The organism is Maritalea sp. YIW29 (assembly GCF_057219265.1).
This window is the reverse complement of the sequence record NZ_JBXVVF010000001.1, coordinates 84,697-108,021: the sequence shown is the minus strand read 5'-3', so window position 1 is coordinate 108,021 and position 23,325 is coordinate 84,697. Positions and strand designations below refer to the sequence as shown.

At 49.7% G+C, this 23,325-nt stretch carries 19 protein-coding genes; 9 read left to right on the top strand and 10 right to left on the bottom strand.

Features of this window, described 5'->3' with window-relative positions; all coding sequences use genetic code 11:
- The 6 genes from AC2D8L_RS00495 to AC2D8L_RS00470 all read right to left on the bottom strand — a co-directional run bounded on the left by AC2D8L_RS00495 (position 1) and on the right by AC2D8L_RS00470 (position 4,698).
- The gene (locus AC2D8L_RS00495; RefSeq protein WP_484683491.1) at positions 1-699 is read right to left on the bottom strand and encodes a ChrR family anti-sigma-E factor; all 699 of its coding nucleotides are present in this window, start codon (positions 697-699) and stop codon (positions 1-3) included.
- Positions 696-1,295 (bottom strand): sigma-70 family RNA polymerase sigma factor, encoded by a 600-nt coding sequence (locus tag AC2D8L_RS00490; RefSeq protein ID WP_484683490.1) that lies wholly within the window; start codon positions 1,293-1,295, stop codon positions 696-698. The genes AC2D8L_RS00495 and AC2D8L_RS00490 overlap by 4 nt, the downstream gene beginning before the upstream one ends.
- 76 nt (positions 1,296-1,371) lie before the next feature.
- A complete protein-coding gene (locus AC2D8L_RS00485) occupies positions 1,372-1,701 on the bottom strand; it encodes an ArsC/Spx/MgsR family protein (protein ID WP_484683489.1) in 330 nt (109 codons plus the stop codon).
- Between the two features lie 4 nt (positions 1,702-1,705).
- Positions 1,706-2,746 carry a DmpA family aminopeptidase gene (locus AC2D8L_RS00480; RefSeq protein WP_484683488.1) on the bottom strand — a complete coding sequence of 347 codons (1,041 nt, stop codon included), beginning with the start codon at positions 2,744-2,746 and terminating at the stop codon, positions 1,706-1,708.
- A 21-nt stretch (positions 2,747-2,767) separates the two neighbouring features.
- A complete protein-coding gene (locus AC2D8L_RS00475) occupies positions 2,768-3,589 on the bottom strand; it encodes a M55 family metallopeptidase (protein WP_484683487.1) in 822 nt (273 codons plus the stop codon).
- Positions 3,590-3,666: 77 nt separating this feature from the next.
- Complete coding sequence (locus AC2D8L_RS00470; protein WP_484683486.1) at positions 3,667-4,698, bottom strand: AbrB family transcriptional regulator; 1,032 nt, start codon at positions 4,696-4,698, stop codon at positions 3,667-3,669.
- Between the two features lie 264 nt (positions 4,699-4,962).
- Between AC2D8L_RS00470 and ltaE the strand changes: the two genes are divergently transcribed.
- Positions 4,963-6,006 carry a low-specificity L-threonine aldolase gene (gene ltaE, locus AC2D8L_RS00465; RefSeq protein WP_484683485.1) on the top strand — a complete coding sequence of 348 codons (1,044 nt, stop codon included), beginning with the start codon at positions 4,963-4,965 and terminating at the stop codon, positions 6,004-6,006.
- Between the two features lie 11 nt (positions 6,007-6,017).
- Entirely contained in the window at positions 6,018-7,316 is a 1,299-nt protein-coding gene (locus AC2D8L_RS00460) for an NAD(P)/FAD-dependent oxidoreductase (RefSeq protein ID WP_484683484.1), read from the top strand.
- A gap of 2 nt (positions 7,317-7,318) precedes the next feature.
- Here AC2D8L_RS00460 and cueR read toward each other — a convergent pair whose 3' ends face one another.
- The 4 genes from cueR to AC2D8L_RS00440 all read right to left on the bottom strand — a co-directional run bounded on the left by cueR (position 7,319) and on the right by AC2D8L_RS00440 (position 13,717).
- Positions 7,319-7,720, bottom strand: a complete 402-nt coding sequence (gene cueR / locus AC2D8L_RS00455; RefSeq protein WP_484683483.1) for a Cu(I)-responsive transcriptional regulator — start codon at positions 7,718-7,720, stop codon at positions 7,319-7,321.
- Positions 7,717-7,842, bottom strand: a complete 126-nt coding sequence (locus AC2D8L_RS00450) for a hypothetical protein (protein ID WP_484683482.1) — start codon at positions 7,840-7,842, stop codon at positions 7,717-7,719. Before AC2D8L_RS00450 ends, cueR begins: the two co-directional genes overlap by 4 nt.
- A 25-nt stretch (positions 7,843-7,867) precedes the next feature.
- The gene (locus AC2D8L_RS00445; RefSeq protein WP_484683481.1) at positions 7,868-10,228 is read right to left on the bottom strand and encodes a heavy metal translocating P-type ATPase; all 2,361 of its coding nucleotides are present in this window, start codon (positions 10,226-10,228) and stop codon (positions 7,868-7,870) included.
- Between the two features lie 126 nt (positions 10,229-10,354).
- Positions 10,355-13,717 (bottom strand): response regulator, encoded by a 3,363-nt coding sequence (locus AC2D8L_RS00440; protein ID WP_484683480.1) that lies wholly within the window; start codon positions 13,715-13,717, stop codon positions 10,355-10,357.
- Positions 13,718-14,003: 286 nt separating this feature from the next.
- Here AC2D8L_RS00440 and AC2D8L_RS00435 point away from each other — a divergent pair, with 286 nt between their 5' ends.
- The 7 genes from AC2D8L_RS00435 (at position 14,004) to AC2D8L_RS00405 (ending at position 23,279) form a co-directional block, all read left to right on the top strand.
- On the top strand, positions 14,004-15,656 hold the full coding sequence (locus tag AC2D8L_RS00435; protein ID WP_484683479.1) for an ABC transporter substrate-binding protein: 1,653 nt from the start codon (positions 14,004-14,006) through the stop codon (positions 15,654-15,656).
- A gap of 77 nt (positions 15,657-15,733) precedes the next feature.
- Positions 15,734-16,711 carry an ABC transporter permease gene (locus tag AC2D8L_RS00430; RefSeq protein ID WP_484683478.1) on the top strand — a complete coding sequence of 326 codons (978 nt, stop codon included), beginning with the start codon at positions 15,734-15,736 and terminating at the stop codon, positions 16,709-16,711.
- Positions 16,712-16,728: 17 nt separating this feature from the next.
- Complete coding sequence (locus tag AC2D8L_RS00425; protein ID WP_484685130.1) at positions 16,729-17,631, top strand: ABC transporter permease; 903 nt, start codon at positions 16,729-16,731, stop codon at positions 17,629-17,631.
- A complete protein-coding gene (locus AC2D8L_RS00420; protein WP_484683477.1) occupies positions 17,628-18,452 on the top strand; it encodes an ABC transporter ATP-binding protein in 825 nt (274 codons plus the stop codon). Before AC2D8L_RS00425 ends, AC2D8L_RS00420 begins: the two co-directional genes overlap by 4 nt.
- Positions 18,453-19,382 carry an ABC transporter ATP-binding protein gene (locus tag AC2D8L_RS00415; protein WP_484683476.1) on the top strand — a complete coding sequence of 310 codons (930 nt, stop codon included), beginning with the start codon at positions 18,453-18,455 and terminating at the stop codon, positions 19,380-19,382. It abuts the gene before it with no gap.
- A 157-nt stretch (positions 19,383-19,539) separates the two neighbouring features.
- Positions 19,540-21,801 (top strand): autotransporter domain-containing protein, encoded by a 2,262-nt coding sequence (locus tag AC2D8L_RS00410; RefSeq protein WP_484683475.1) that lies wholly within the window; start codon positions 19,540-19,542, stop codon positions 21,799-21,801.
- Positions 21,802-22,211: 410 nt separating this feature from the next.
- A complete protein-coding gene (locus AC2D8L_RS00405) occupies positions 22,212-23,279 on the top strand; it encodes an extracellular solute-binding protein (protein WP_484683474.1) in 1,068 nt (355 codons plus the stop codon).
- Positions 23,280-23,325 lie beyond the last annotated feature (46 nt).

The window sequence follows — 23,325 nt, the reverse complement described above, 5'->3', positions numbered from 1 at the left end:
CTAAATCTTGAAGATTGGTTGCAAAATACGCTCAACCAAGCCCTTAAACCGAGTTGGTTTTTCAGTTGCGACCAAGCAAATGCAGGGCGCCCCATCTTCAACAATCGGTTGATGTTCAACATGCTCATCTAAATCCGCAATGTCGCCAGGGCCAAACCGACCAAACCGATCCGTATAGGCACCAGATAGAATGAGAGTCATCTCAACCCCGCCATGGCCGTGCTCTGGCACAGCTTGACCTGATGCAATATTGAGCAGGTAAAGCGAAGAAGCAGATCCTTTGCCCAAATCAATCTCGTGTTTGGCGATGCCAGGTGCTACTTTTTTCCATTCAATGTCGGATGTTTGTGCACCAATAAACCGTTGCAACGGCAAAGGCACATCACCTGATATTTTCACACGCGCTTTAGGGAACTCACGGACATTAGAAGCTTCAACGCCATTTCGTGGCTGAGAATCTTGCTTATCGATCGCCGACATCAGTTTCAAAAACGCGCCGTTATCAACCGCATCAATTTCTTGTTGCTCAAGCAATTGCCCGCCCAATTGTTCAGCATCGCGCGCCGCTTTGCGGCATGTATCGCACATTGCGATATGTGAGGCGACGATAACAGCAAATGCCTCGTCCAAGTCACCGCTGACATATCGAATTAGGGTTGCATCATCCAAATGGTGGGTCAGGTGGTGATTAGCACTCATCGCACTGCCTCCAATTTGCTCTTCAATTTGCCATAGGCAAGTCGCATTCTAGATTTCACTGTGCCAATCGGCAGCGATAGTTTTTTGGCAATTTCGCTTTGGCTGAGATCCGCGATAAAGGCCAACTGGATCACTTCACGTTGATCCTTGGGCAATTCACCAAGTGCAGCGCTGACGCAGGTTTCTCGCTCAAACTGCAAAACCTGTTCGTCGCTTCCTTTGTCATCGGTTGCAATTTCCATCTCGTACACGTCCTCATAGGGGCGAGACGAGGCCTTGCGAAACAAGTCAATTCGCGCATTCCGCGCAATGGTAAAAATCCAAGCACTTACCGTGCCCCGGTCCGGCGAAAACTGAGATGACTTTCGCCACACCGTCATCATAACATCTTGCATCAGATCCTCTGCCTGCATCACGTTGGCCCCGCCTTTAAGCATCATCGCTTTTATCCGGGGCGCGAAATATTCAAATAGAGCCTGAAATGCCTGACGGTCCTGCGCCTCACCCACCAATGCGATGAGTTTGCGGTGCTGGATTGCCAGTTCGGTCGCTGACTTATGGTCTAAATTGCTCACAAGTTTTAATGCCGATCGCATGTTGCAGTCTCCCAATCTATAAGCATTACGCTTGAAGACAAAGAACGGATTACTGCATGTTCAAATTATTCAATTTTTAAGTCGCAAAAATCGCCTGCACGTCCTTGGCCCAACCAAGATGCAATGCGTCTTTTGCTTCAATCACCGGTCTTTTCATCAGTGAAGGATTAGCGGCCAAAAGCGTAAGCGCAGGCAGTACGCGGTCTGTTTCGCTGAGTTGCCGCCAAGTTGTGGATTTTTTGTTGACCAACTTGTCTTCGCCAAACGCTGCCAAGAACTGGCCGAGCTGCTCTTCACCAATAGGGCTTTGTCGCACATCGATAAATTCAACCGCATGACCTTTGCCTTCCAGCGCTTTTTTCGCTTTGCGACAAGTATCGCAGTTTTTTAATCCATATAGTTTCATTGACTTACTCTTTGATGTTCAAAATGGTTTTTCGAAGCTCGGGGAATACCTTACCATCGTATCCTTCTCGGCTTTTGCCATGCCACATGGCAAGGAGGATTGCTTCTTCAACGGCCTCAACAGCGCCCAAAAACAAATGGTCTAGCCGTGTTTCTTCGAGTCGCTCAAATGGAATGGTGCTTGTAATAGCAGCGGATTGCAATTGATTGGCCGTGGAAAACGCCAGTGCGATGTCGCCGCTTCCATGCCCCAGAAAACTCCCCGTCCTGCCAAGCGCAGCACCCGAGCGATTTGCCACTCGTTTAAGCTGCCGCGAACATAGCGGCGCGTCGGTGGCCAGGATGATGATAATCGAACCTTTATCAGCCGTTTCTTGAGCGTCTTCAATTTCTGAAAGCCGTTTGCCGCAAAAACGAAACTCGCTCTGCTTGCCGAAATTCGTAAGAACGAGCGCCCCAATGGTATATTGCTGGCCGCCAGAAACCTCAATAAGCCGCGAGGCACTGCCAATGCCGCCGGCAAAGCCGAAACTCTTCATACCTGTGCCGGCACCCACAGATCCCAATTCAAACCCTGTCGATGCATCGTCCAATGCAGCATTGGCCATTTCTTCACTTACATGCATCGCTTGGATATCGTTCAACTGCCCATCATTACATTCAAAGGCAACCGAGTTCACAGTTGGCAATGTTCGACCAATCTCTGGATTTTGTGCGATGGCACATTTTGTCAAAACGCTCGAACAGATCGGCATGGCAAATGTATTGCTCAACAATATCGGCGTTTCGATCTGACCCAGTTCCTCAACCTGAACCAAGCCAACGCTCTTGCCAAATCCATTCAGCACCGCAACACCCGCCTCAAGTTTGTGTAAAAACATATTGCCGCGGTGAGGCAAAATTGCCGTGACACCAGTGCGCGCCGATCCTTGAAGCTTGCTGGAATGCCCAACACGCACGTCAGCAACATCACTTATCAAATTGGCAGGGCCAGGCGGCAACCGCCACCAGCCAGAAGTCAATCGTTCAAATTCTTGATCGCGCAACGTTCACTCCGCTCAAATTTTCTAAAGCATCCCACTAGCAATAAGGGCCATCGCTGCAATCGAGCTGATGACATCTTCATAATTATCGGCCTCAAAACTGATCCCGTGCGCATCCTTACGCTGCACAAATGGCAACAATGCTGCACCGTCAGCAAAGGCCTGCTTGGCAAATGCTATATCGACTTTTAGCGGTGGCCGCGTTGGCTGGTCCAACTTTGCGCCCTGCGCGTTGCGCACGACCTCAGTTACATTGGCTTCAATGAGTTCTCTTGCATTTTCGGGTGAAAGTGAATTGGTTGCTGCTGCGCCAATTGTCTCTTTCACGATGATTGATTTCGCGTTGGGAAATTGTGCGGCAATTTCGGCACTAAGATATTGGTCACCACTAACAGCCAGCAATGGCACCCCGATCTGAGCCGCATACCCGCCAAAGAGTGTTGGCTCTCCAACCAACTGGCCATTGATTTGAATGCGATGAAACGCTAGCCCGCTAATGGTATGTGCCAACACACCAAAGTTTGATGCCGCAGCGTGGTAGCCGATCAAAATGAGGCCTGAATGTTGCGGCTTAATACCTTCAATCATCGAGAGCGGGCGCAGCACGCCAGAGACAACGCGCGCTCGGGGATCTAATTCTTCAACAATCATATTGCGCATTTTGCCGTGGGAATCGGCAACAGTGACCTCTGTTGCACCGCCAGCAAACGCACCGCGAATGGCAGCATTTGCTTCCTGCGTCATCAAGCGCCGCGCAACTTCATATTCAGAATTACCGGTTTTCCCTTGAATGCTGTCCGCGACGCCAGCAACGCCCTCAATATCTACTGAAATAAAAATGTGCATGAAACGTCCTAAAACCAGCGCAAAAACTACTTTCTATCTCCAACACCAAATCAGGTCGCCACCCCAATTGCAATCGCTCAGTCTTTGCCCCACCACATCAAGGCAATGGGCACAAAAAAGCTGAGATAGAACAGCCGGGCAATATGGTGTGTGGCCACAAATGTTGGGTCAAGATCCAAGGCAAATGCCATCGCGGCCATAACCTCAACACCACCTGGGGCGAACGCAACCAACAGTTGCGCGATCGGCAGGTCGACGAAAAATGATAGCAAAATCGCAAATGCTAGGGCGGCGAACATACCCACGAAGGTAATCGCCATGCCTGCAGAAAACGCCCTCTTGAGTTCCGCAAGTGTCACCCCTGAAAACCGCGTACCGATCATGCTGCCCAATATGGTAAGGGCGGGCAATGTCAGCCATTCAGGCATATGGCCTGAAACCACCCCACTTAGATGGGTCACTAACGATATAAACATACCGGACAAAACGAATGCCGCGGGCACCCGAAACTTCTTAAAGCCAAGGCCTAGCAAGGCTGCGACAGCTAAACTGGCGCCGACATTTGTTAGAGTCATAAAACTTGTCGGGCGCGCAAAACCATTTGCGGCCAATCCAGACCAAACAACGACCATGGGCACGACCAATGTTAGTGCCAGCACGCGGATGCTTTGCACAATCGACACCAAACGAATGTCCGCGCCCGTATCCATGCCAAGCCCAATCACAAAGCTTAGATGCCCCGGAGAAGATCCTAATACCGCCGTTTTCGCGTCATATTTCCAATATTTTTTCAATACAAATTGGCTGATAAAGAACGCAGATGTGACCGTTAAAACAATAGCGGCAAGGCTGAACGGCCATTGTTTTGCTGACTGGTAAACCTCCGGTGTGACGCTGGTGCCCATTGATAGGCCAATTACCAAGAACGAAATGTCCCTTACCCGGGGTTCAAACGCTAGTTTTACCCCTAAAAGCCCTGCTAACGTGACCGCAATGGAAGGGCCAGTAAGGGCTGGGGCCGGCAACTGAATGGCAATTGCCAAAACAGCGCCGATGCTACCAATAACAAGCGCGAGAATTGTTTTTCGCCACAATGCGAAATCTGTCATATTGATCACCACATATCTGTTCGCAACGCCAACCCGTTTGTGCCGAACATTTGTGGGACGATAGGCAAATCTCAAATTCAGAGACTCAACGGGACGAGTATGAAAACAATATGATCACTCGCCCATAATCGCAAGCTCAAACAACTCAAATTCATCTCGAGTAAGTCTGGTTAGTACTTGGCGGATTTGCTTAATTGTGCCAGTCTTGCCCCAACACAAACTGTCCCACCATGCCCCCAAAGAGTTTTCGTCATGTATCAAAATATGAGCAACCTCGTTGCGCAAACTGACTTGCCTGTTCTGGACCTCCGTTCTGATACGGTGACACAACCCTCCGCACAAATGCGTGCCATTATGATGGAGGCCAAAACCGGAGACGATGTTTATGGCGAAGACCCAACCATCAACGCCTTAGAGGAAAAAGTTGCGACAATGTTGGGCAAAGAGGCCGGTTTATTCCTGCCTTCAAGCACCATGTCCAACCTTACGGCAATGCTGATGCATACCAAGCGTGGTGAAGAGATTATCGTTGGCCGCCCCTACCATATCTTCAAGTATGAAGCCGGCGGGTCCTCCGTTGCGGGCGGCACATTCCCCTTCCCGTTGGACGTGGCAGAAGACGGCGGGCTTGAACCCACAGACATTGAAGCTGCGATAAAGCCGGACGATCCACACTTTCCTATTTCGCGCATTCTGTGCTTGGAAAACACCCATTCAGGCCAGGCTGTTTCACTTGCGCGCATCCAATCAGCACTCGACGTCGCGGACAAGCATAACCTAACCAAACATCTGGACGGCGCGCGTTTTTTCAACGCCACCACCAAGCTCGGCATTTCGCCAACCGATCTGGCTGATCGTTTTGATAGCGTCAATATTTGTCTTTCAAAAGGACTTGGTGCCCCTGTGGGTGCTGTTCTGGTGGGAACTAAAAAGAAAATCGCCGCGGCCTTGCGCTGGCGCAAGATGTTGGGCGGCGGCATGCGCCAAGCCGGTATTCTGGCAGCTGCTGGCATCTACGCACTCGACAACAATGTATCGCGCCTGCAGGATGACCATGATCGCGCTGCCACGCTGGCGAAAGAGCTGATTGCACTTGATCGGATGAAAGTGACATTCCAAGACAATCAAACCAACATGGTGTTCATCGAACCCGAGCAAAGCGATATTGACCCATTGCGCCAACATCTGGCGGGGCGCGGCATCAATTTGGCAGGTGGCAACAGCATCCGCATTGTCACGCACTTGGACATAGATGATGATGGCATAGGCCGCATAATTGACGGGTTCAAAAGCTATTTTGGTGCCTAAATGTTAATCCAATGATCAAACCGCAATTCGACAACAATCTATGGGTAAAAACAGCCAACAAGCGGACGGCGTTTCCACGCCTTGCGGGAGATAAAAAGGCTGACCTTCTGATCATCGGTGGTGGGTTTACCGGCTGCGCGGCGGCGCTTGAGGCTGTAAATAACGGTCTTGATGTCATATTGCTGGAAGCGGAAACAATCGGCTTTGGTGGTTCGGGCCGCAATGTCGGATTGGTCAATGCAGGCCTTTGGACACCACCCGACGAAGTCGAAAAAATATTGGGCAAGTTGGCAGGCGCTCGCCTAAATGCCAAGCTCGCGGCTGCTCCGGATTTGGTGTTCTCGCTTATTACGGACCATCAAATCAGCTGCGATGCAATCCGCAACGGCACATTGCATTGTGCGCATTCCACTGCAGGATTGGCGGATTTGCAATCGCGATATGACCAACAAATCGAACGAAATGCACCGGTCGAACTGCTGGATAAACCAACCACGCAAAAACGCACTGGAAGTTCTGCATTTCACGGCGCTCTATTCGATCCCCGTGCAGGCACTATCCAACCCTTGAACTATTGCCTAGGACTTGCAGACGCAGCGCGGAAAAATGGCGCGCAATTATTCGATAACAGCCCAGCTTCCAATATAACCCGCGAGGGGCAAATTTGGTCTGCCAGAACGGAATTCGGGACAGTTTCTGCACCCAACATCCTTATTGCAACAAATGCCTATGCCAGCCAAGAACGAAGCAGCCAACCATCACAATTTACCCCGGTCCACTACTTCCAATTGGCAACAGAGCCTTTGTCGGACATAGAACGCCAATCCATCCTGCCCAATCGAGAAGGATGTTGGGACACAGCGATGGTGATGACGTCGTTCAGGTTTGATCGTGATGGTCGGTTTTTGCTTGGTTCGGTTGGATCATTGGGCCATGCCGCCTCTGCGACACACGAATTTTGGGCGCAGAGGAAACTAGCTGCCCTTTATCCAAACCTAGCTCACAAAAAGCTTGAATATGCATGGCACGGGCGCATTGCCATGACCAAAGATCATTTGCCAAAAATTGTCGAGTTTGGACCAAACGCATTAAGCATATTTGGCTATTCGGGCCGTGGCATTGGGCCGGGCACCGTTTTCGGCACCGAGATTGCACGTGCTATTGCCCAGAACGATCGGTCGAACTTGCCGATTGCTCCGATTAAGCAATATGAGGAGCGAATGACCGGTGCTTCAGGTCTTTTCTATGAGGCCGGCGCAACCTTAAGCCATGGTGCATTTGCCGTTGGACGCAGTTTGGTGGGTCGTTAGATCTAACCGGCGCCTGAATTATGTCCTGCCAAATCGTCCAAAATCGGACAGTCTGGCCGATCATCGCCATTGCAGTTTTTGATCAGCACCGACAATGTTGATTTTAGCGAATTAAGTTCTTTCACCTTTTGCTCAATCAGGGCGATTTTCGTCTTTGCGATCTGCTTGACGTCGGCGCTGGCCCGGTCCTCATCATTATAGAGCGACAAAAGCGTCCTGCACTCTTCAATGGTAAACCCGAGGCTTCGCGACCGCTGCAAAAAGCAAAGTCGGTGCACGTCCTCTTCGCAATAATCACGATAGCCATTGTCTGAGCGGGCTGGCTTTATCAGTTCGATTTCTTCGTAATATCGTATGGTTTTGGCGGGCAGCCCACTTCGCTCGGCCGCTTGCCCGATATTCATCGCTTGCCCTTGTCCCGGCAGCCATAGGTCACCATAAGTTCAGCCAATTCTTCTTCATTAAAGCCTATTTTTTCGGCCAGTTGGATCATACGATCAAACTCTTTTTGTTCAACAGGACACATTTCGTTTCCTTTCAATTGGCGTGAGCTAAAGTTTCAGCCCACGCAGTCTTAAAGCGTTAGAAATAACAGATACAGATGATAGGCTCATGGCCGCAGCCGCCAACATGGGTGACAATAGTGCGCCAGTAAGCGGGAATAAAATGCCAGCGGCAATCGGCACGCCGACAGAGTTATAGGCGAACGCGAAAAACAAGTTTTGCTTGATGTTGTTGATTGTGGCTTTGGACAAAGTGTGTGCACGCACAATGCCAACCAAGTCGCCTTTTAGCAACGTGATGCCTGCACTTTCAACCGCCACATCTGCACCGGTTCCCATGGCCAGACCGACGTCTGCAGCGGCCAAAGCTGGCGCATCGTTTACGCCATCCCCAGCAACAGCGACTTTGAGACCCTTGGCACGAAACGCTTCCACTAGAGCCTTTTTATCTTGTGGCAAAACGTCTGCATGTACTTCATCAATGCCCAATTGGTCGCCAACAGCCTTAGCGGTAATGGCATTGTCACCCGTTGCCATGACCACCTTAAGTCCACGGCGGTGCAACTCATCAATCGCTTCTTTTGTCGTCGCTTTGATCGGGTCAGCAACGGCGATCATACCGGCGAATTTCCCTTCGATTGCGACAAACATCACAGTTTTGCCAACCGCCCGCAGCTTCGTTGCCTCACCATCGTTCATGGTCAGTTCGATCTGAGCATCGTCCATCAATGCCTTGTTACCCAGCAGCACGGTTGTGCCATCTATAGTGCCGGAAACGCCCTTCCCGGTGATGGCCTCAAAATCCTCAACAGCTTTAATCGTTGCGCCTTTTTCTTTTGCCGCCTCAAAAATAGCTTCCGCCAAAGGGTGTTCTGATCCACTCTCCAAGGAGCCAACAATGGACAGTAATTGTTCCTCATCAACACCAGATGCAGGCAGGATATTCGTTAGATTAGGTCGCCCTTCGGTCAATGTCCCGGTTTTATCGACAATCACAACATCGATTTCCGCCATACGTTCCAGCGCTTCCGCTTCACGCACCAAGACACCCGCTTGTGCACCCCGGCCAGTCGCCGTCATCACAGACATTGGCGTCGCCAACCCAAGCGCACATGGGCAGGCAATTATCAAGACAGAAACCCCTGCGATGGTGGCAAAAGCAATTGAAGGTTCAGGTCCAAAAAATAGCCAAATTGCAAATGCCAGCACGGCAACACCAACCACCGTTGGAACAAAATACCCAGCAACCTTGTCTGCTAAACTTTGAATTGGTGCACGGGAGCGCTGTGCCGATGCGACCATGGCCACAATCTTTGACAGCATGGTTTCTTCGCCAACTTTTTGCGCCTCAATAATGACAGAGCCGTTTTTATTAATCGTACCGCCCGTCACCCCAGCGCCTATTGTCTTTTCGACAGGAACAGGCTCGCCAGTAATAAGGCTTTCGTCGATATTCGTTTTGCCTTCAACAACGACACCGTCAACCGGCACGCTTTCGCCGGGGCGAACGCGCAACTTGTCACCCGTTAGAATATTTTCCAACGGCGCATCATATTCGGTGCCATCTTCATTGATCCGACGTGCTTTTTTAGGTGCAAGATCAAGTAATGCACGAATGGCATCGCCAGTGCGCTCGCGCGCCTGCAACTCAAGGACCTGGCCAACAAAAACCAACGCAATAATCACCACTGCCGCTTCAAAATAAACCGGCGCGTGACCGCCCATCAGTATTTCAGGCGGGAATATCTGTGGGGCAATTGTTGCAACCAAACTAAAGCCATATGCTGCCGCGACGCCCAACATAATGAGCGTCCACATGTTGTAATTGCCAGTTTTGATCGACGTCCAACCGCGTTCGAAAAACGGAAATGCAGCCCACAGTACGACGGGCGTTGCGAGCAATAACTCCAACCAGACCGCAATATTTTCACCCATCCAATCGCGGATTGGCAGGCCAACCATTGGCCCCATTGTCAAAATCAACAATGGAACGGCCGCACCAATGCTCACCCAAAGACGGCGGGTAAAGTCGACTAACTCGTGGTTTTCGCCCGTCGGCACACCATCCATCGGTTCCAACGCCATGCCACAAACCGGACAAGTTCCTGGCCCTTCTTGAACGATCTCAGGGTCCATAGGACAGGTATACATCGCATTCTTTGGTGCAGCCTTCGCCTTGCGTTTATTGGCGCCAGATAGATAAAAATATGGATCAGCTTCAAACTTGTCATGGCACTTTGGATTGCAGAAATGATATTCCTGTCCATCGTGCGAAAGGTGTGGTTTCCCAACCCCCAGCTTCACATTCATCCCACACACGGGATCAATGGCGCTGTCAGCCGTTGGCGTGGCATGGCCATGATCGTGCCCACAACCACATGATTGTTCTGCCAGTTTTTTGTCTGTCACTTCTTCGCCCACTGAACTTCCACCATCAAATGTTGAATTTGATACTCTATATAAAGGTTACAGTGAATGGAAGGTCAAGGGCCGCCAGCAATTATGATCAGATTGCCGCCGTGTTGGATTATGAAATTAGGCTTTCTCCGTTTGCTTCGCGGCCCCGTCACGCACAAGCTGAACCAACTTGTCCCTGAGCGCCATCAACTCATTGAGTTCAGATTTTTTCTCTGTCTGCGCGCAGGCGTCTAAAACAAAGTCTGCGGTGCGCATTACATCACGCCAACGTGGGTTTTTCGGCAGCGTTTCGATGTTGAAATACTTATCAAGCGTGCGTGTTTGCAAGGAAGAGCGGTCCAAATGAACACGCCAAACGCCGCTCTCTTCAGCCAGCTCGAACTTGTTGCCCTGCCGCGTTTCTTGCCAAAGCGCGAGCGCGGCTTTCATCGTTGCCACGGTGGTCTGTCGATACTCATCATGCTCAAATAATGACTTAGGCGCGGTGGACAGATCAGCGACAGCTGGCTGGCTGCCATTTTGTGGCAGCTCAATAGCTTCAAGAGCTTTTTGAACGGCTCCAACGTTCGTCGCTTCCCCAATTAATGTCCCGTCATTTCGAGGCAAGAGGATCATGCTAATTCCGCCGCCTGCTTCCTGAACCATCTCAAACGCCGAAATTGCGAATTCACCTTCAGCATTTTTCCAAGAGCTGAAAATCTGATCAGCCGACCCGTTTTCAACGCAATCGGCATAAAGTTGATTAAAAACACCGTCTGGCAACAGTTGGCTCACATTTAGAGCCATGTCTTCCAGGTTAAGCCGATGTTGGGCATATTGATTGGCATAAGTCATCCGACCGGCTTCGTCAGCACAGACCAAACCAACGCTCAACGTATCCAGCAAGCTTGCCATGCGCCCCTGCGACAAGCGCAAGGCATCTTCAACTTGAATTCGCCGGTTCATTTCTTGATGCAATAAGGCATTTTCTTGTGTCGCTTCACGCGCCTTCTGCGCCTCGAGCATTGTACTAATGCGCGCTAACAACTCGTCTTTAACAAACGGTTTGACGACATAGTCATTCGCGCCCGCTTCCAGACCCGCAATGATATCACGGGTCCTACTTCGCGCGGTCACCATGATGATTGGCAAATCAAGCCGATCAAATCGTTCGCGAAGACGTCGGGCGACTTCCAACCCACTCAAATCCGGCATCATGACATCCAAAATGATCAAGTTCGGCTTTGCCTCTTCCACCATTTTTAGGGCGCTTGTACCATTATCCGCAGTGCGCACACCGAAGCCCTGCGGCAGCAACACATTGCGCAACACCTGCAAATTAATCGGTTCATCGTCGACAACCAAAATATCTGGCGCGCCAAGTCGCTTTGGTGCCTCATAGGTAAGTTCGAGATTGTCTGAGCTATTGAGTGTCTCGTGGTAGCCATCAGCAACATCAGCTAATGCCGGCACGCCCTCAATCTCAAAATCTTCCTGCGTCGCCGGTCGTAGTTTAAGCGTAAAGCTAGACCCTTCACCTAGAGCACTTGAAGCGACCAATTCGCCCCCCAACAAGGTCGCCAACTGCCGGGCAATTGTCAGCCCCAATCCAGTGCCGCCGGTCTTTCGGGCGGTGTCGACGCCATCGGCCTGTTCGAGTGGCTGGAACATGCGGCCCAAATCTTGGGCTGATATACCAACTCCGGTATCATGGATCGAAATTTTTACCCATTCGTCGCATGCTTCTGCATAAATGCGGATCGATCCGGCTTCTGTGTACTTGATCGCATTACCCACCAAATTGTGTAAGATTTGCTCCATCCTCACCGGATCAGCCATCACTAATGGGGTGTCATTTGCAATATCAACGCGCAGCGTAACCGGTTCACCGCGCAACAATGGTTCTGAGAGTTGCAGCACATTTCGCACACTTGTCGCGACATCTACCGGATGCATATCAAGCCGCATTCGACCTTGCCGTATGCGATATAAATCCAATAAGTCGTCTACAAGCCGCGACAGTTTTCGCGCACTAAAGGTTATCAATTGCAATTGCGAGCGTTGTCGCTCGCTCAAATCTCCGGCGGCACCCGCAGACAGTGTTTCTGAAATGCCAACAATGCCGTTCAACGGTGTGCGCAATTCATGCGACGTGTTGGCCAGAAATGTATCTTTGATTCGGTCAGCTTCCTCCAATTGCGCATTTTTTTCTTTAATCGCGGCCACATTGGTATTGATTTGAGAAAGCTGCTCGCGCACAGCATCGCGCATTCGGCCAAAACTGTCGGTTAGCCGTTTCAACTCAATTGGGTTTTGGATGGGTGGCATCGATCTGTTTAGATCGCCTGCAGCAATGGCCTCGGCCGTGCTGGTAATCCGTAAGATCGGGCTTGTTGCACTGTGTGCCAATCGAGCCGCGACCCAAAATAAAATCGGTATGGCAAGTACCGCTAGTGTCACAACCGTTTTGATCAGTGTATCGGCTGACGAATAGGCCTCCGATGCAGGCACTTCACTGATGACTTGCCATGATTTGTCAAACACTTTGAGATCGCCAAAGGCGGCGAGTGCTGCGTTGTTGGAAAGTCCCCTATCAACAATCGCAGTCCCAGCGATCGCCGCCAATTTCTGCGAAACAGAAGGTCGTTCGCCAATCGCATAGTCGCCATCAACCGGTTGACTTAGAATTTGCTGGCGCGACGAAAGCAAGAATATCTGCCCGGCCCCATTTGTGTCAGACTGCACAATATGCTCGATGCCATCGGTGGGCAGCCGCAACACCAACACCCCGCTGGGTCGGGAGTAGAAATCCACCTTAACGCCGACATAGGCAGCGAATTCTCCGGTGACCGGGTCGCGGTCGAAATCTCCAAACGCAATCTTTTGTTCTGGGGGCGCTGACAGCAGTGCACGCGCCACATCGGCCAACGGAGATCGAGTGACCGCACCATCAATTTCCGCGGCCAAATAATTGTCCTTCAAAACTGAATAAACAACTCGGCCCTGATTATTGATCAAATACAAATTGTCATATTCCGAAGACGCCAAAAAAGCCTCATATTCAGAATGAAATTGGCTATGCATATTGTCATATATAAGCGCCGAGCTGATCAGTTCATTTCTGTCCGCTTGCGCGCCGTCGGCACCGATTCCAAATGCACCCCGCAGAATGCGTGCCGCCGCATCGGGCTCAGTTGAGATTTCGCGAAACCCGTAGCTAAATCCGTAAAATTCGCCAATGGAATACCGCACAATATTGGTCTGGCTCAACGTGTCCGCTTGGCGCGTGGCAAACTGCAGATATTGCGAGATCTCGCTTCTCTTGGCTTCATTCACAAATTCGAGTTTGGCGAAATTTTCACCCTCAACATTTCTAATGAGCACATAGAAGAATGTCGCACTAACAATAAGCAGCGGAATAAGCGAAATGCCTGCAAACGCTAACAATAGGCGCGCATGCAATCCCTTTGGCGCAAATGAAATTGTGCGCAGAAATGTCACGATCTTCCTCCTGCCACCAAGTTTATGATGGCCCAAATATGTTGGTCACTTTCTATCAAATTGTTGCAGTCCCGCGAAACCAAACATCACGTAAAAAGGCAGTTTTTACGATTTTACAGCGGATTTTGCAGAACCAACGAAGTGACTCTTGGTATTAAATTGGTTTCCAATAAGATTTCCGGTAAACGACGCTAGGTCAAGTTCCAAATCAGCGCCACCGGAACAAGGGATTCGCGGGTGATATAATGGCTCGCGGGTTGGAGGAATATATTTAGGAGGAATTCACATGCGTTCTAGCATGATCTTGCCTGCGCTCGCGTCAGCGTTTTTGTTGACAACAGCCGTCGCAAAAGCCGAAGTCATTTTGACGGCGGTTCCGCACCAAACAACTGCATTCGCTGAAATTTACAACCCGTTCAACCAAACTGGCGACGTACGTTCTGTGCGCGACTTTATGTTTGAACAATTGGTCGTATTCAACCGCATCCAAGGTGGGCGCGCTGAATATCGGCTTGCTGAAAGCTTCGAATACTCTGATGATCTGTCATCTGTCACATTTAAAATTCGCGACGGCGTAAAATGGTCAGACGGAGAAACACTTGATGCAAACGACGTTGTTTTCACGTTCAATCTAATCAAAGAACATCCAGCCCTTGATATTCGAGCAATTTGGGAAAAGCTCGACAGCGTTGAGATGATCGACGACCACCACGTGAAAGTCACATACAAAGAACCAAGCACTGGCCTAATTTATGATGTGGCACGTATCCACACGGTTCCAGAGCATATCTGGTCTTCCGTTGAAGACCCTGTGAGTTTCACCAACCTTAATCCGGTTGGATCAGGTCCATTGACTGAAATTCGTCGGTTCACACCACAGGAATATATCCAATGTCGTAACCCGCACTATTTCCAAGCGGATGATCTAGACATTGACTGCATGCGGTTCCCACAAATCGCAAACAATGACCAAACGCTGACAGCCGCCGCAAAAGGCGAGTTGGACTGGTTTGGCTCGTTCCTTCCTGACATCGAAAAAACTTATGTATCTAAGGATCCAGAGAACCACAAATATTGGTTCCCGGGTGGTTCACTTGTTATCTTTAATCTGAACATCAATTCGTCAGAAGAAGGTAATAAAGAAGCATTCAGCGACGTCAATTTCCGTCGCGCCTTCTCAATGGCAATGGATCGTCAGGCCATGGTTGACATTGCGGGTTATGGATACCCAACAATCAACCAATATCCCTCTGGTTTAGGCCGTGGATATCACGCTTGGAACAATGGTGAAGCAGACGCCCAGTTCGGCCAGTTCACGGAATATGACGTGAAAGGTGCTGCCGCACTGCTTGCTGAAGCAGGCTATAAAGACACCGATGGTGACGGCTTTGTTGAGACACCTTCTGGCAAACCAGTGGCATTTGATCTGATCGTACCAAATGGTTGGACGGATTGGGTGAACACAGTTCAACTTGCTGTTGAAGGTCTACATGAAGCAGGCGTTAATGCCCGCGTTTCAACACCAGAGGCCGCAGCTTGGACCCAACAATTGCTTGATGGATCTTACCAAGGTGCAATTAACGCCCTTGTTGTTGGCGTTACCCCACATATGGCCTTCAACACGTTCCACTCTTCAAAAGTTGGCGCCAGTCGTTTTTCCGTAACAGGCTACACCAATGAAGAGCTTGACGGTTTGCTAGACGGCTTCTTCAAGACCAGCAGCGAAGCGGAGCAACGCGAAATTATGGACAAAGTTCAAATGATTTTGTCCAAGGATATGCCTCATATCCCAGTGTTCAACAATCCATACTGGTATCAGTACAACACAGCTCGATTTGACGGATTCTTCTCTGCCGACAATGACCAGGCCGTGCCAACTGTGCATGATGGAAATCCTGAGCGTATTTTGCATCTGCTTTCAATCAAGCCGAAAAGCTAGTTGCTCCCGATTGAACGTAAGAAAGAGGGGCGGTGCAGTGCGCATCGCCCCTCAACCAAACCCGGTGGATACCATTCATGTCCTTCATCATCCGAAGAATTCTATTCTATATTGTTGCCTTCTTGGTTGCAGCCTCTATCAACTTTTTGCTGCCCCGATTGATGCCGGGAAATCCCGTAGACATCATGTTTGCAAATGCCAGCAACAGCCTGCCACCAGAAGCCAAAAAAGCCTTAGCTGAAACCTTTGGACTGGTTGATCGTCCACTATATGAAGAATACTTCATCTATCTGAAATCTGTTTTTTCTTGGGATTTTGGCGTTTCCATCAAAAAATACCCCCAGACCGTATTAGAAGTGCTTATGCAAGCACTGCCCTGGACTTTGTTCCTAGCTGGCACGTCGGTCATCGTAGCGTTTTGTGTCGGATCGCTTTTGGGTATCTACGCCGCGTGGAAACGGGGCAGTATGTTTGACAGCGTCATCTCCCCTTCCGCCCTTGCCGTTCAATCAGTTCCGGCCTTGGTCATCGCGATCATCACGCTTTACGTATTTGGGTTGATGTTGGAATGGTTACCCACCAGCTATGCCTATAATCCATCACTGGATGCAGGATGGAACTGGGAATACTTTTCGTCAGTTGGCTATCACGCGCTAATGCCCATTTGCACGCTCGCCTTTGTTTCAATCGGCGGGTACCTGATTACCATGCGCAATAACATGATTGGGCAATTGGGTGAGGAACATGTGGTTATGGGCCACGCCAAAGGCCTATCGGACGCCCGAGTGCGATATAACTATGCAGCCCGCAATGCCCTTTTGCCTTCTATGACAGCTTTCGCCCTCAGCCTTGGCTCGGTCATGGGTGGCTCATTGATCATCGAAATCGTTTTCAATTATCCCGGGCTCGGCAATATCCTTTTCCAAGGCATTATCGCCCGAGATTACCCGCTCATTCAGGGCCAATTGATCATCATGACTTTGGCCATGCTAACTGCAAACCTAGCCATAGATTTTGCCTATATCTTCCTTGATCCTCGGCTACGGAAGGCGTAACCAGCATGCTCAAATTTTTGACTATTATTCTTCGCAACAAAAAAGCTGCTGCTGGCATGTTGATTGTGCTCGCCTACATTGGAATAGCACTCGCCGCGCCGCTGATCACCAGCCACGACCCATTGAAGCGCGTTACGCGCCCGCACCAAGAGCCGAGCATTGAACACTCCATGGGCTCAACACGCATGGGACGCGATGTATACACCCAGTTCGTTTGGGGCACACGCACATCGCTGCTCGTCGGATTTGGTGCTGGACTGATTGTAACCGTGCTTGGCACCCTAATCGGAGTTACCGCCGGATACTTCGGTGGCTGGATTGATGAAACGCTGAACTTCATCACCAACATAGCGCTGGTCATACCCCAACTGCCGCTCTTGCTGGTGTTAGCAGCATTCATAGGCCAATCGGATCCCTTTATGATCGCGCTGATTATTGGCTTAACGTCTTGGGCTTGGGGTGCGCGGGTGACCCGCGCGCAAACCCTCACCCTTCGGCGTCGCGATTTCATCGAAGCGTCCGAGCAAATTGGAGAACCCAGTTGGCGCATCATTTGCGTCGAGCTGATGCCCAATTTGCTATCCATCATCGGCTTCAACTTCATTGGTTCGGTCGTTTACACCATCATCACAGAAGCAACATTGGAATTTTTGGGCCTAGGCGATCCACTCGCCGTTTCTTGGGGCACTATGCTCTACAACGCCCAAACGTCTTCAGCCATTGCGGTTGGCGCCTGGTGGGAAGTTTTTGCTCCCTGTATGGCGATCGTAATTATCGGCATCGGTCTATCTCTGCTCAATTTCGGCATCGACGAAATGTCAAACCCACGCCTTCGTACGTTGGGTGCCATCAACAAGGCGGTTAAGGCGCAGAAGAAATTCGACCAAAACTACAAGGACACGAAAGGCGCAACATCATGAGCGAAGAGCGTTTCCTTGATGTCAAAGGACTTGAGGTCGACTATATGACGATCGATGGGCCCTTTCGTGCTGTAAAGACCGTCGACTTGCACATTGGACGTGGCGAGGTTCTCGGCCTTGCTGGAGAGAGTGGTTGCGGCAAATCAACAATTGCCTATGCGCTCATGCGCCTGCATCGACCACCTGCTTTCATCTCCGGAGGCTCCATAAAAGTTGATGGCGATGATGTCCTGGCGTTTGACGAAGAAACGCTATCAAAATGGCGCTGGAGCAAAGTTTCTCTGGTGTTTCAAAGTGCGATGAACGCTCTCAATCCGGTTCTCACAATTTTCGAACAATTCCGAGATGTCTATCACCGGCATACGGGGAAAACGACGGCGGAAGCACGGCAGCGCGCACAAGAATTGATGGAATTGGTAGGCATCGACCCTAAACGTCTTGACGATTATCCACATCAACTATCCGGCGGCATGCGCCAACGGGTGGTGTTGGCCAATGCACTCATTTTAGAGCCTCAACTGATCATCATGGATGAGCCAACAACAGCCCTGGACGTTGTTGTGCAGCGCGAAATTTTACAAGAGATCGCAGGCTTGCAGGAAAAGTTCGGGTTTTCGATTTTGTTCATTACCCACGACCTTGCACTAATGGCGCAATTTGCAGACCGCATTGCCATTATGTTGGAAGGCGAAATTGTTGAAGTAAATGAAACGCGCCAAATCGTGGAAAACCCTCAACACGATTACACGAAGAAATTGTGGGAAGCGATGCCCAGTTTCAATGATGCGAGTATTTCGCAAACCGCATCCGGAGCCCAGTAAATGTCTGCACAAAACCCAACATTTTTGACCTTGGACAAAGTCCACAAAACATACACCCTAAAGACAATGTTTGGCGGTGCGAAATCCGTGAACGCCCTTCAGGATATCTCGTTTTCGCTTCGCAAGGGCGAAGCCTTGGCCTTGGTCGGCGAAAGTGGTTCGGGCAAATCCACTTGTGGGCGAGCAATCGCCGGTATGTTCCAAATTGATAGCGGTGAGATCGTCATCGACGGCAAACCTATTCAAACAGCACATACTTCAAAAGAAAAACGGGACACCGCCCGAAAAGTGCAAATGGTTTTTCAAGATCCGTTTGCATCGCTAAACCCAACCCACACTGTTCGCCATCACCTCGAGCGCCCGCTTAAACTGCATGGCAGAATCCCTGAGGGCAAATCGCTTGAAGATGAGTTGGTTAGCACACTGAACGACGTGGAACTCGACCCTGCGGCTACACTTGATAAGTTCCCCCATGAACTTTCAGGCGGTCAACGACAACGTATCAACTTAGCGCGGGCACTTGCTGTTGGCGCAGAACTCATCATCGCTGACGAGCCTACGTCCATGCTGGATGTGTCGATCAGACGTTCAATTTTGAACCTGATGAAACGCCTTAAAGTCGAACGCGGAATTACATTTTTATACATTACCCACGATCTTGCCACCGCGCATTATCTCACAGAAAACACAGCGGTCATGTTTGGCGGACGCATTGTGGAGTTCGGCCCATCAGACAAAATCGTCCACGATCCGAAACACGCCTATTCAAAGCTGTTATTGTCATCGGTTCCAAATGCCAAAACCAAAATTGATGCCAATTTTGAGCGTGCCAAAGACTTTTCAAACTTCGCCGATGAAGTGCGAAAATCAACTGCGGAAAGCAACGCACCTTTGGCATCAATCGGCGAAGGCCGGATGATGAGGGGATAACCACAATTGTGACGCTTACTCCCTCAAACAACTGGTTTTAGAAAATACAGCACGCTCATATGAGCGAAGCCCACCGCTTCAACCTATAGTTGCTCTGGACTAAATGTTAATCAACCTTTAAGAAATGCAATCTGAGGTGTTGAGTAGGGCCAGATAGTTGAGAACATTTACCACAATATCGGCATTTGCACGAACAAAGTGGATTGGCCTATTCGCTGTTGCTTCAGCAGTAGCGTTCAGTTTTATCGCCATTAATTCATCGACTGCCTTAGCTGCATGCCCTTCGACGATTTCCAGCACAGAAACCCAAACAACTGTTCAGACTTTAGCCGATGGCCAAAACTGCACCATTGAAGCTGGTGGTCAGCTAACGGTTGCAGGCGACGACGGTATTCTCGCCAATCACGACTCAAATATCAGCAATGCCGGAACGATCACCGTAACTGGTACATTTTGGGCCGGCATATTGGCGCACGGCCGAAGTGTGTTGCAAAACACTGGTTCAATCCACTCATCTGGAACAGCACCACTCGGAATGGGTGCATTCCATGACAGTACAATCACAAACGACGGAAACATCGTTGTTACGGGAGACGACGGTGTTGGCATGTTGGGTTATGAAGACAATGTCATCGTCAACAACAAGAACGTTACTGTCACTGGGGAAGATTCCTTCGGAATTCTCTCCGAGGATGACAACCGTGTAACCAACAACGGTGTTGTGACGGTTTCTGGAGACGACACCACGGGCATATCAGCTGAAGATCGCACCACAATCGTCAATAACGGTACAATTACCATGACTGGTTATGGCGGCGAGGCAATTGAAACCTATGGTAGCGGCAACATAATTACAAATAACGGCACGTTGACAACAAATGGATTGCGAGCAGACGCAGTCGACCTAGATGGAGACAATAACAACTTCACCAATAATGGCACTGTTTTAACAAATGGAGATGAGTCTGAAGGCGTAGACGCCAACAGCAACGATATTGTCGTGAATAACGGATCCATCACCACGCTTGGCAACGATTCAGATGGCATGGATGGCGAAGACAACAACAAAATCACCAACAATGGCGTGATTTCAGTTCAAGGCAGTAACGCAAACGGCTTCTTTTTCCGCGACAACAATAAGATCACAAATAAGGGCCGCGTTTCCGCCACCGGCAGCGGCGCGGTGGTAGATTTTTCAGGCGACAATAACAGCCTAACTCTGGGGCCAGGCTCAATCTTAATTGGTGCATTGAAATTCGATATGGCAACCAATACTTACTCCGTCGAAAACGGACTAAGTGCGGTCAACACGTTCACATCAAACTTGCCGCAGTTCATCAATTCCAATGGCGCTCCGCAAGCGACAAATGGCATGCAGGTTGCAGTGTTGGACCCAACAACTCTTAGTTCGTTCGACGACTACTTCTTGAACCTAAATGACGGCATCTCCGCATCGCTGCAACGTCATTTAAACAAAGTTCGGGCAGGAACATCGCAGCCATCCACATTGTCTAGCTACGCGCCGGTCACAAAACCGTCGAGCATTGAGCAACCATTCTCAGAAATGGACAAGAATGAACATCCGGTTGTGTTTGCAGAACTTAATGCTGGCTATGAACATGTCACAGGCACCCAGCCCACTGTTGGCGCCAACTTTTGGAACATCTCAACACTCATAGGCGTCGATAGCCAACTGAGTAGCACCCAAACCGCCACAGGATTTTTGGGCTTTAGTCAGGGCAACGTCTCAAATGCGGACGGCTCACAGTCCACAAATATTTCGTCTTTTGTCGGCGGTTTAGGTACGTCCATCCAAAATGGTTCGGGTCAGTTGGATATTTCGAGCACGGTTGGAGTTTCGCGTCTGAATCGTCAGCGAAATGTCGCAAACAACACTGTTTCAAGTGGTGTAGAAACGGCCACTGCTGCGTATAATAGTGTGTTTTTATCGCCCGAAATTGCATATTCGCAAAAATTTTCCTACCAAGTCGACGCCGCAAGAGCCCGGGCTTCAGTTCGCTATACTGGAATTCATGCTGATGGATTTTCTGAAACAGGTGCAGCCGACAATTTGACGATCAACGCACGCCAAATGCATGTTATTGAAGCTGGGCTTGAATTTGCAAAGCCAATCCATTTACTTCACGTGAACGGTGCGAAAACCGACTTTGAGATTAAAGCAGGGGTGAAAGCACGATCGCTTTTAGGTGGGAGCCAAACAAGCGGTGAATTGCTTGGCACCCCGATAAACTTCGATGTGTTTGGCAATAGAAATGTCGGCATTGCATTTATTGATGCGAATTTTGAGCACACAACCGCTTCGGGAATTGAGTTCAACGCGAATGCACATGTCAGCCAAAACACAAACGGCAACACGTCAATTTCTGGTAAGCTCGGTTTTGAGATCGAATTACGATAGCTTGCTAGTCAATGTGAGAGCCTGAAAGCATCTGAAATTGAGTTCCGTTAGGACCGGAATTGTTTCGGAACGAAGCCGTACTAATCCAAGACATTTTGCCCAACATTTGCCCGGTGGCACCTGGCATGTTTGAAAGTACTTCTTCTATTATTGGTTTGTGGTTAGCATTTTCAAATCCCAACCCACGTAAACTGAAGAAAACCGTTCAGAAAGACTCCTTCTGAAAAAATAATGCATGACAAAATCTTGACAGCAGCATGCCACATGAACGAACATCTTCAAACCGTCACAAAAATGCTATGCATGCAGATTATGTCTCTGCGCGGCGTTATTTTGATGGCGCAACGATAATAAAGGCCGGAACCGCAACAATGCTGGTATCTAAAGGCTTCTTCTAGTGGAGAGAAATCATGAACAAGATTCTATCATCAGGCATCGCGCTCTTGGCAGCGGGCGCAATTACGATGTCAGCAGCACAAGCTGAAACCCTACGTTTGCTAACATGGGGCGGCTACGCACCAGAAAACGTTGTGGAAATGTTTGAAAAGGAAACTGGCCACACCGTTGAAGTGACCAAATCAAACAACGAAGAAATGGTCGCCAAATTGCGCGCCACAAACGGCGGTGGCTTTGATTTGGCACAGCCAAGCCAAGACCGGATCGCCGGCGCACAAGCCGAATTTGACATCTATAAGCCAATAGATCTTTCAAAAGTTGACGCAAGTCAGTTCATCCCATCCATGTTGGAAGCCACTAAAGGCAACACAATGATGGACGGCAAGGTATTTGGTCTTCCGCACGTTTGGGGAACTTCAGGTCTTGTTGTAAACACGGCAATGGCTGGTCAGGTTAAGGACTATACAGATCTTTGTGATCCATCAGTTGCAGGCAAAGTTTCTTACCGCCTAAAACGCCCAACTTTGATCGGCTTTGCATTCTCAATGGGTCTTGATCCATTCGCAGCTTACAATGACGAAGCAGCTTACAAAGACATTTTGGCGCAAGTTGAAGCCAAATTGGTTGAGTGTAAATCAAACGTCAAAACCTATTGGGGTGGCGGCGACGAAATTAAGAACCTTCTTCGCTCTGGTGAAGTAACTGCTGCTATGGCTTGGGATACAGGCGGCTGGTCTTTGAATGCTGACAATGCAGACATTACCTTTGTTGCACCAACATCTGGCGCACTTGGTTGGATCGATACATTCGCGTTGCCTAAACGTGGTCGTGCCGATGAAGCGGCTTACGCTTGGATCAACTTTGTTATGCGTCCAGAAGTAGCTGCCATGATCACAACAGCTGCTGGTAACTTCACCGCGTCTCAAGGTGGCGATGCTGGTGTTGATGATGCTTTGAAAGCCCGCTACCAAGCTAGCTTCCCACAAGCAGATATCGACAACATCAAGTGGTACCCAACGGTTCCTGCTAACCTTGAAACACTTGAAGGTGCAGTTCTTGATCGCGTAAACGCGGCGAACTAAACTCTCAAATCATCAAATATGTGAAGAGGCGCATAATTGCGCCTCT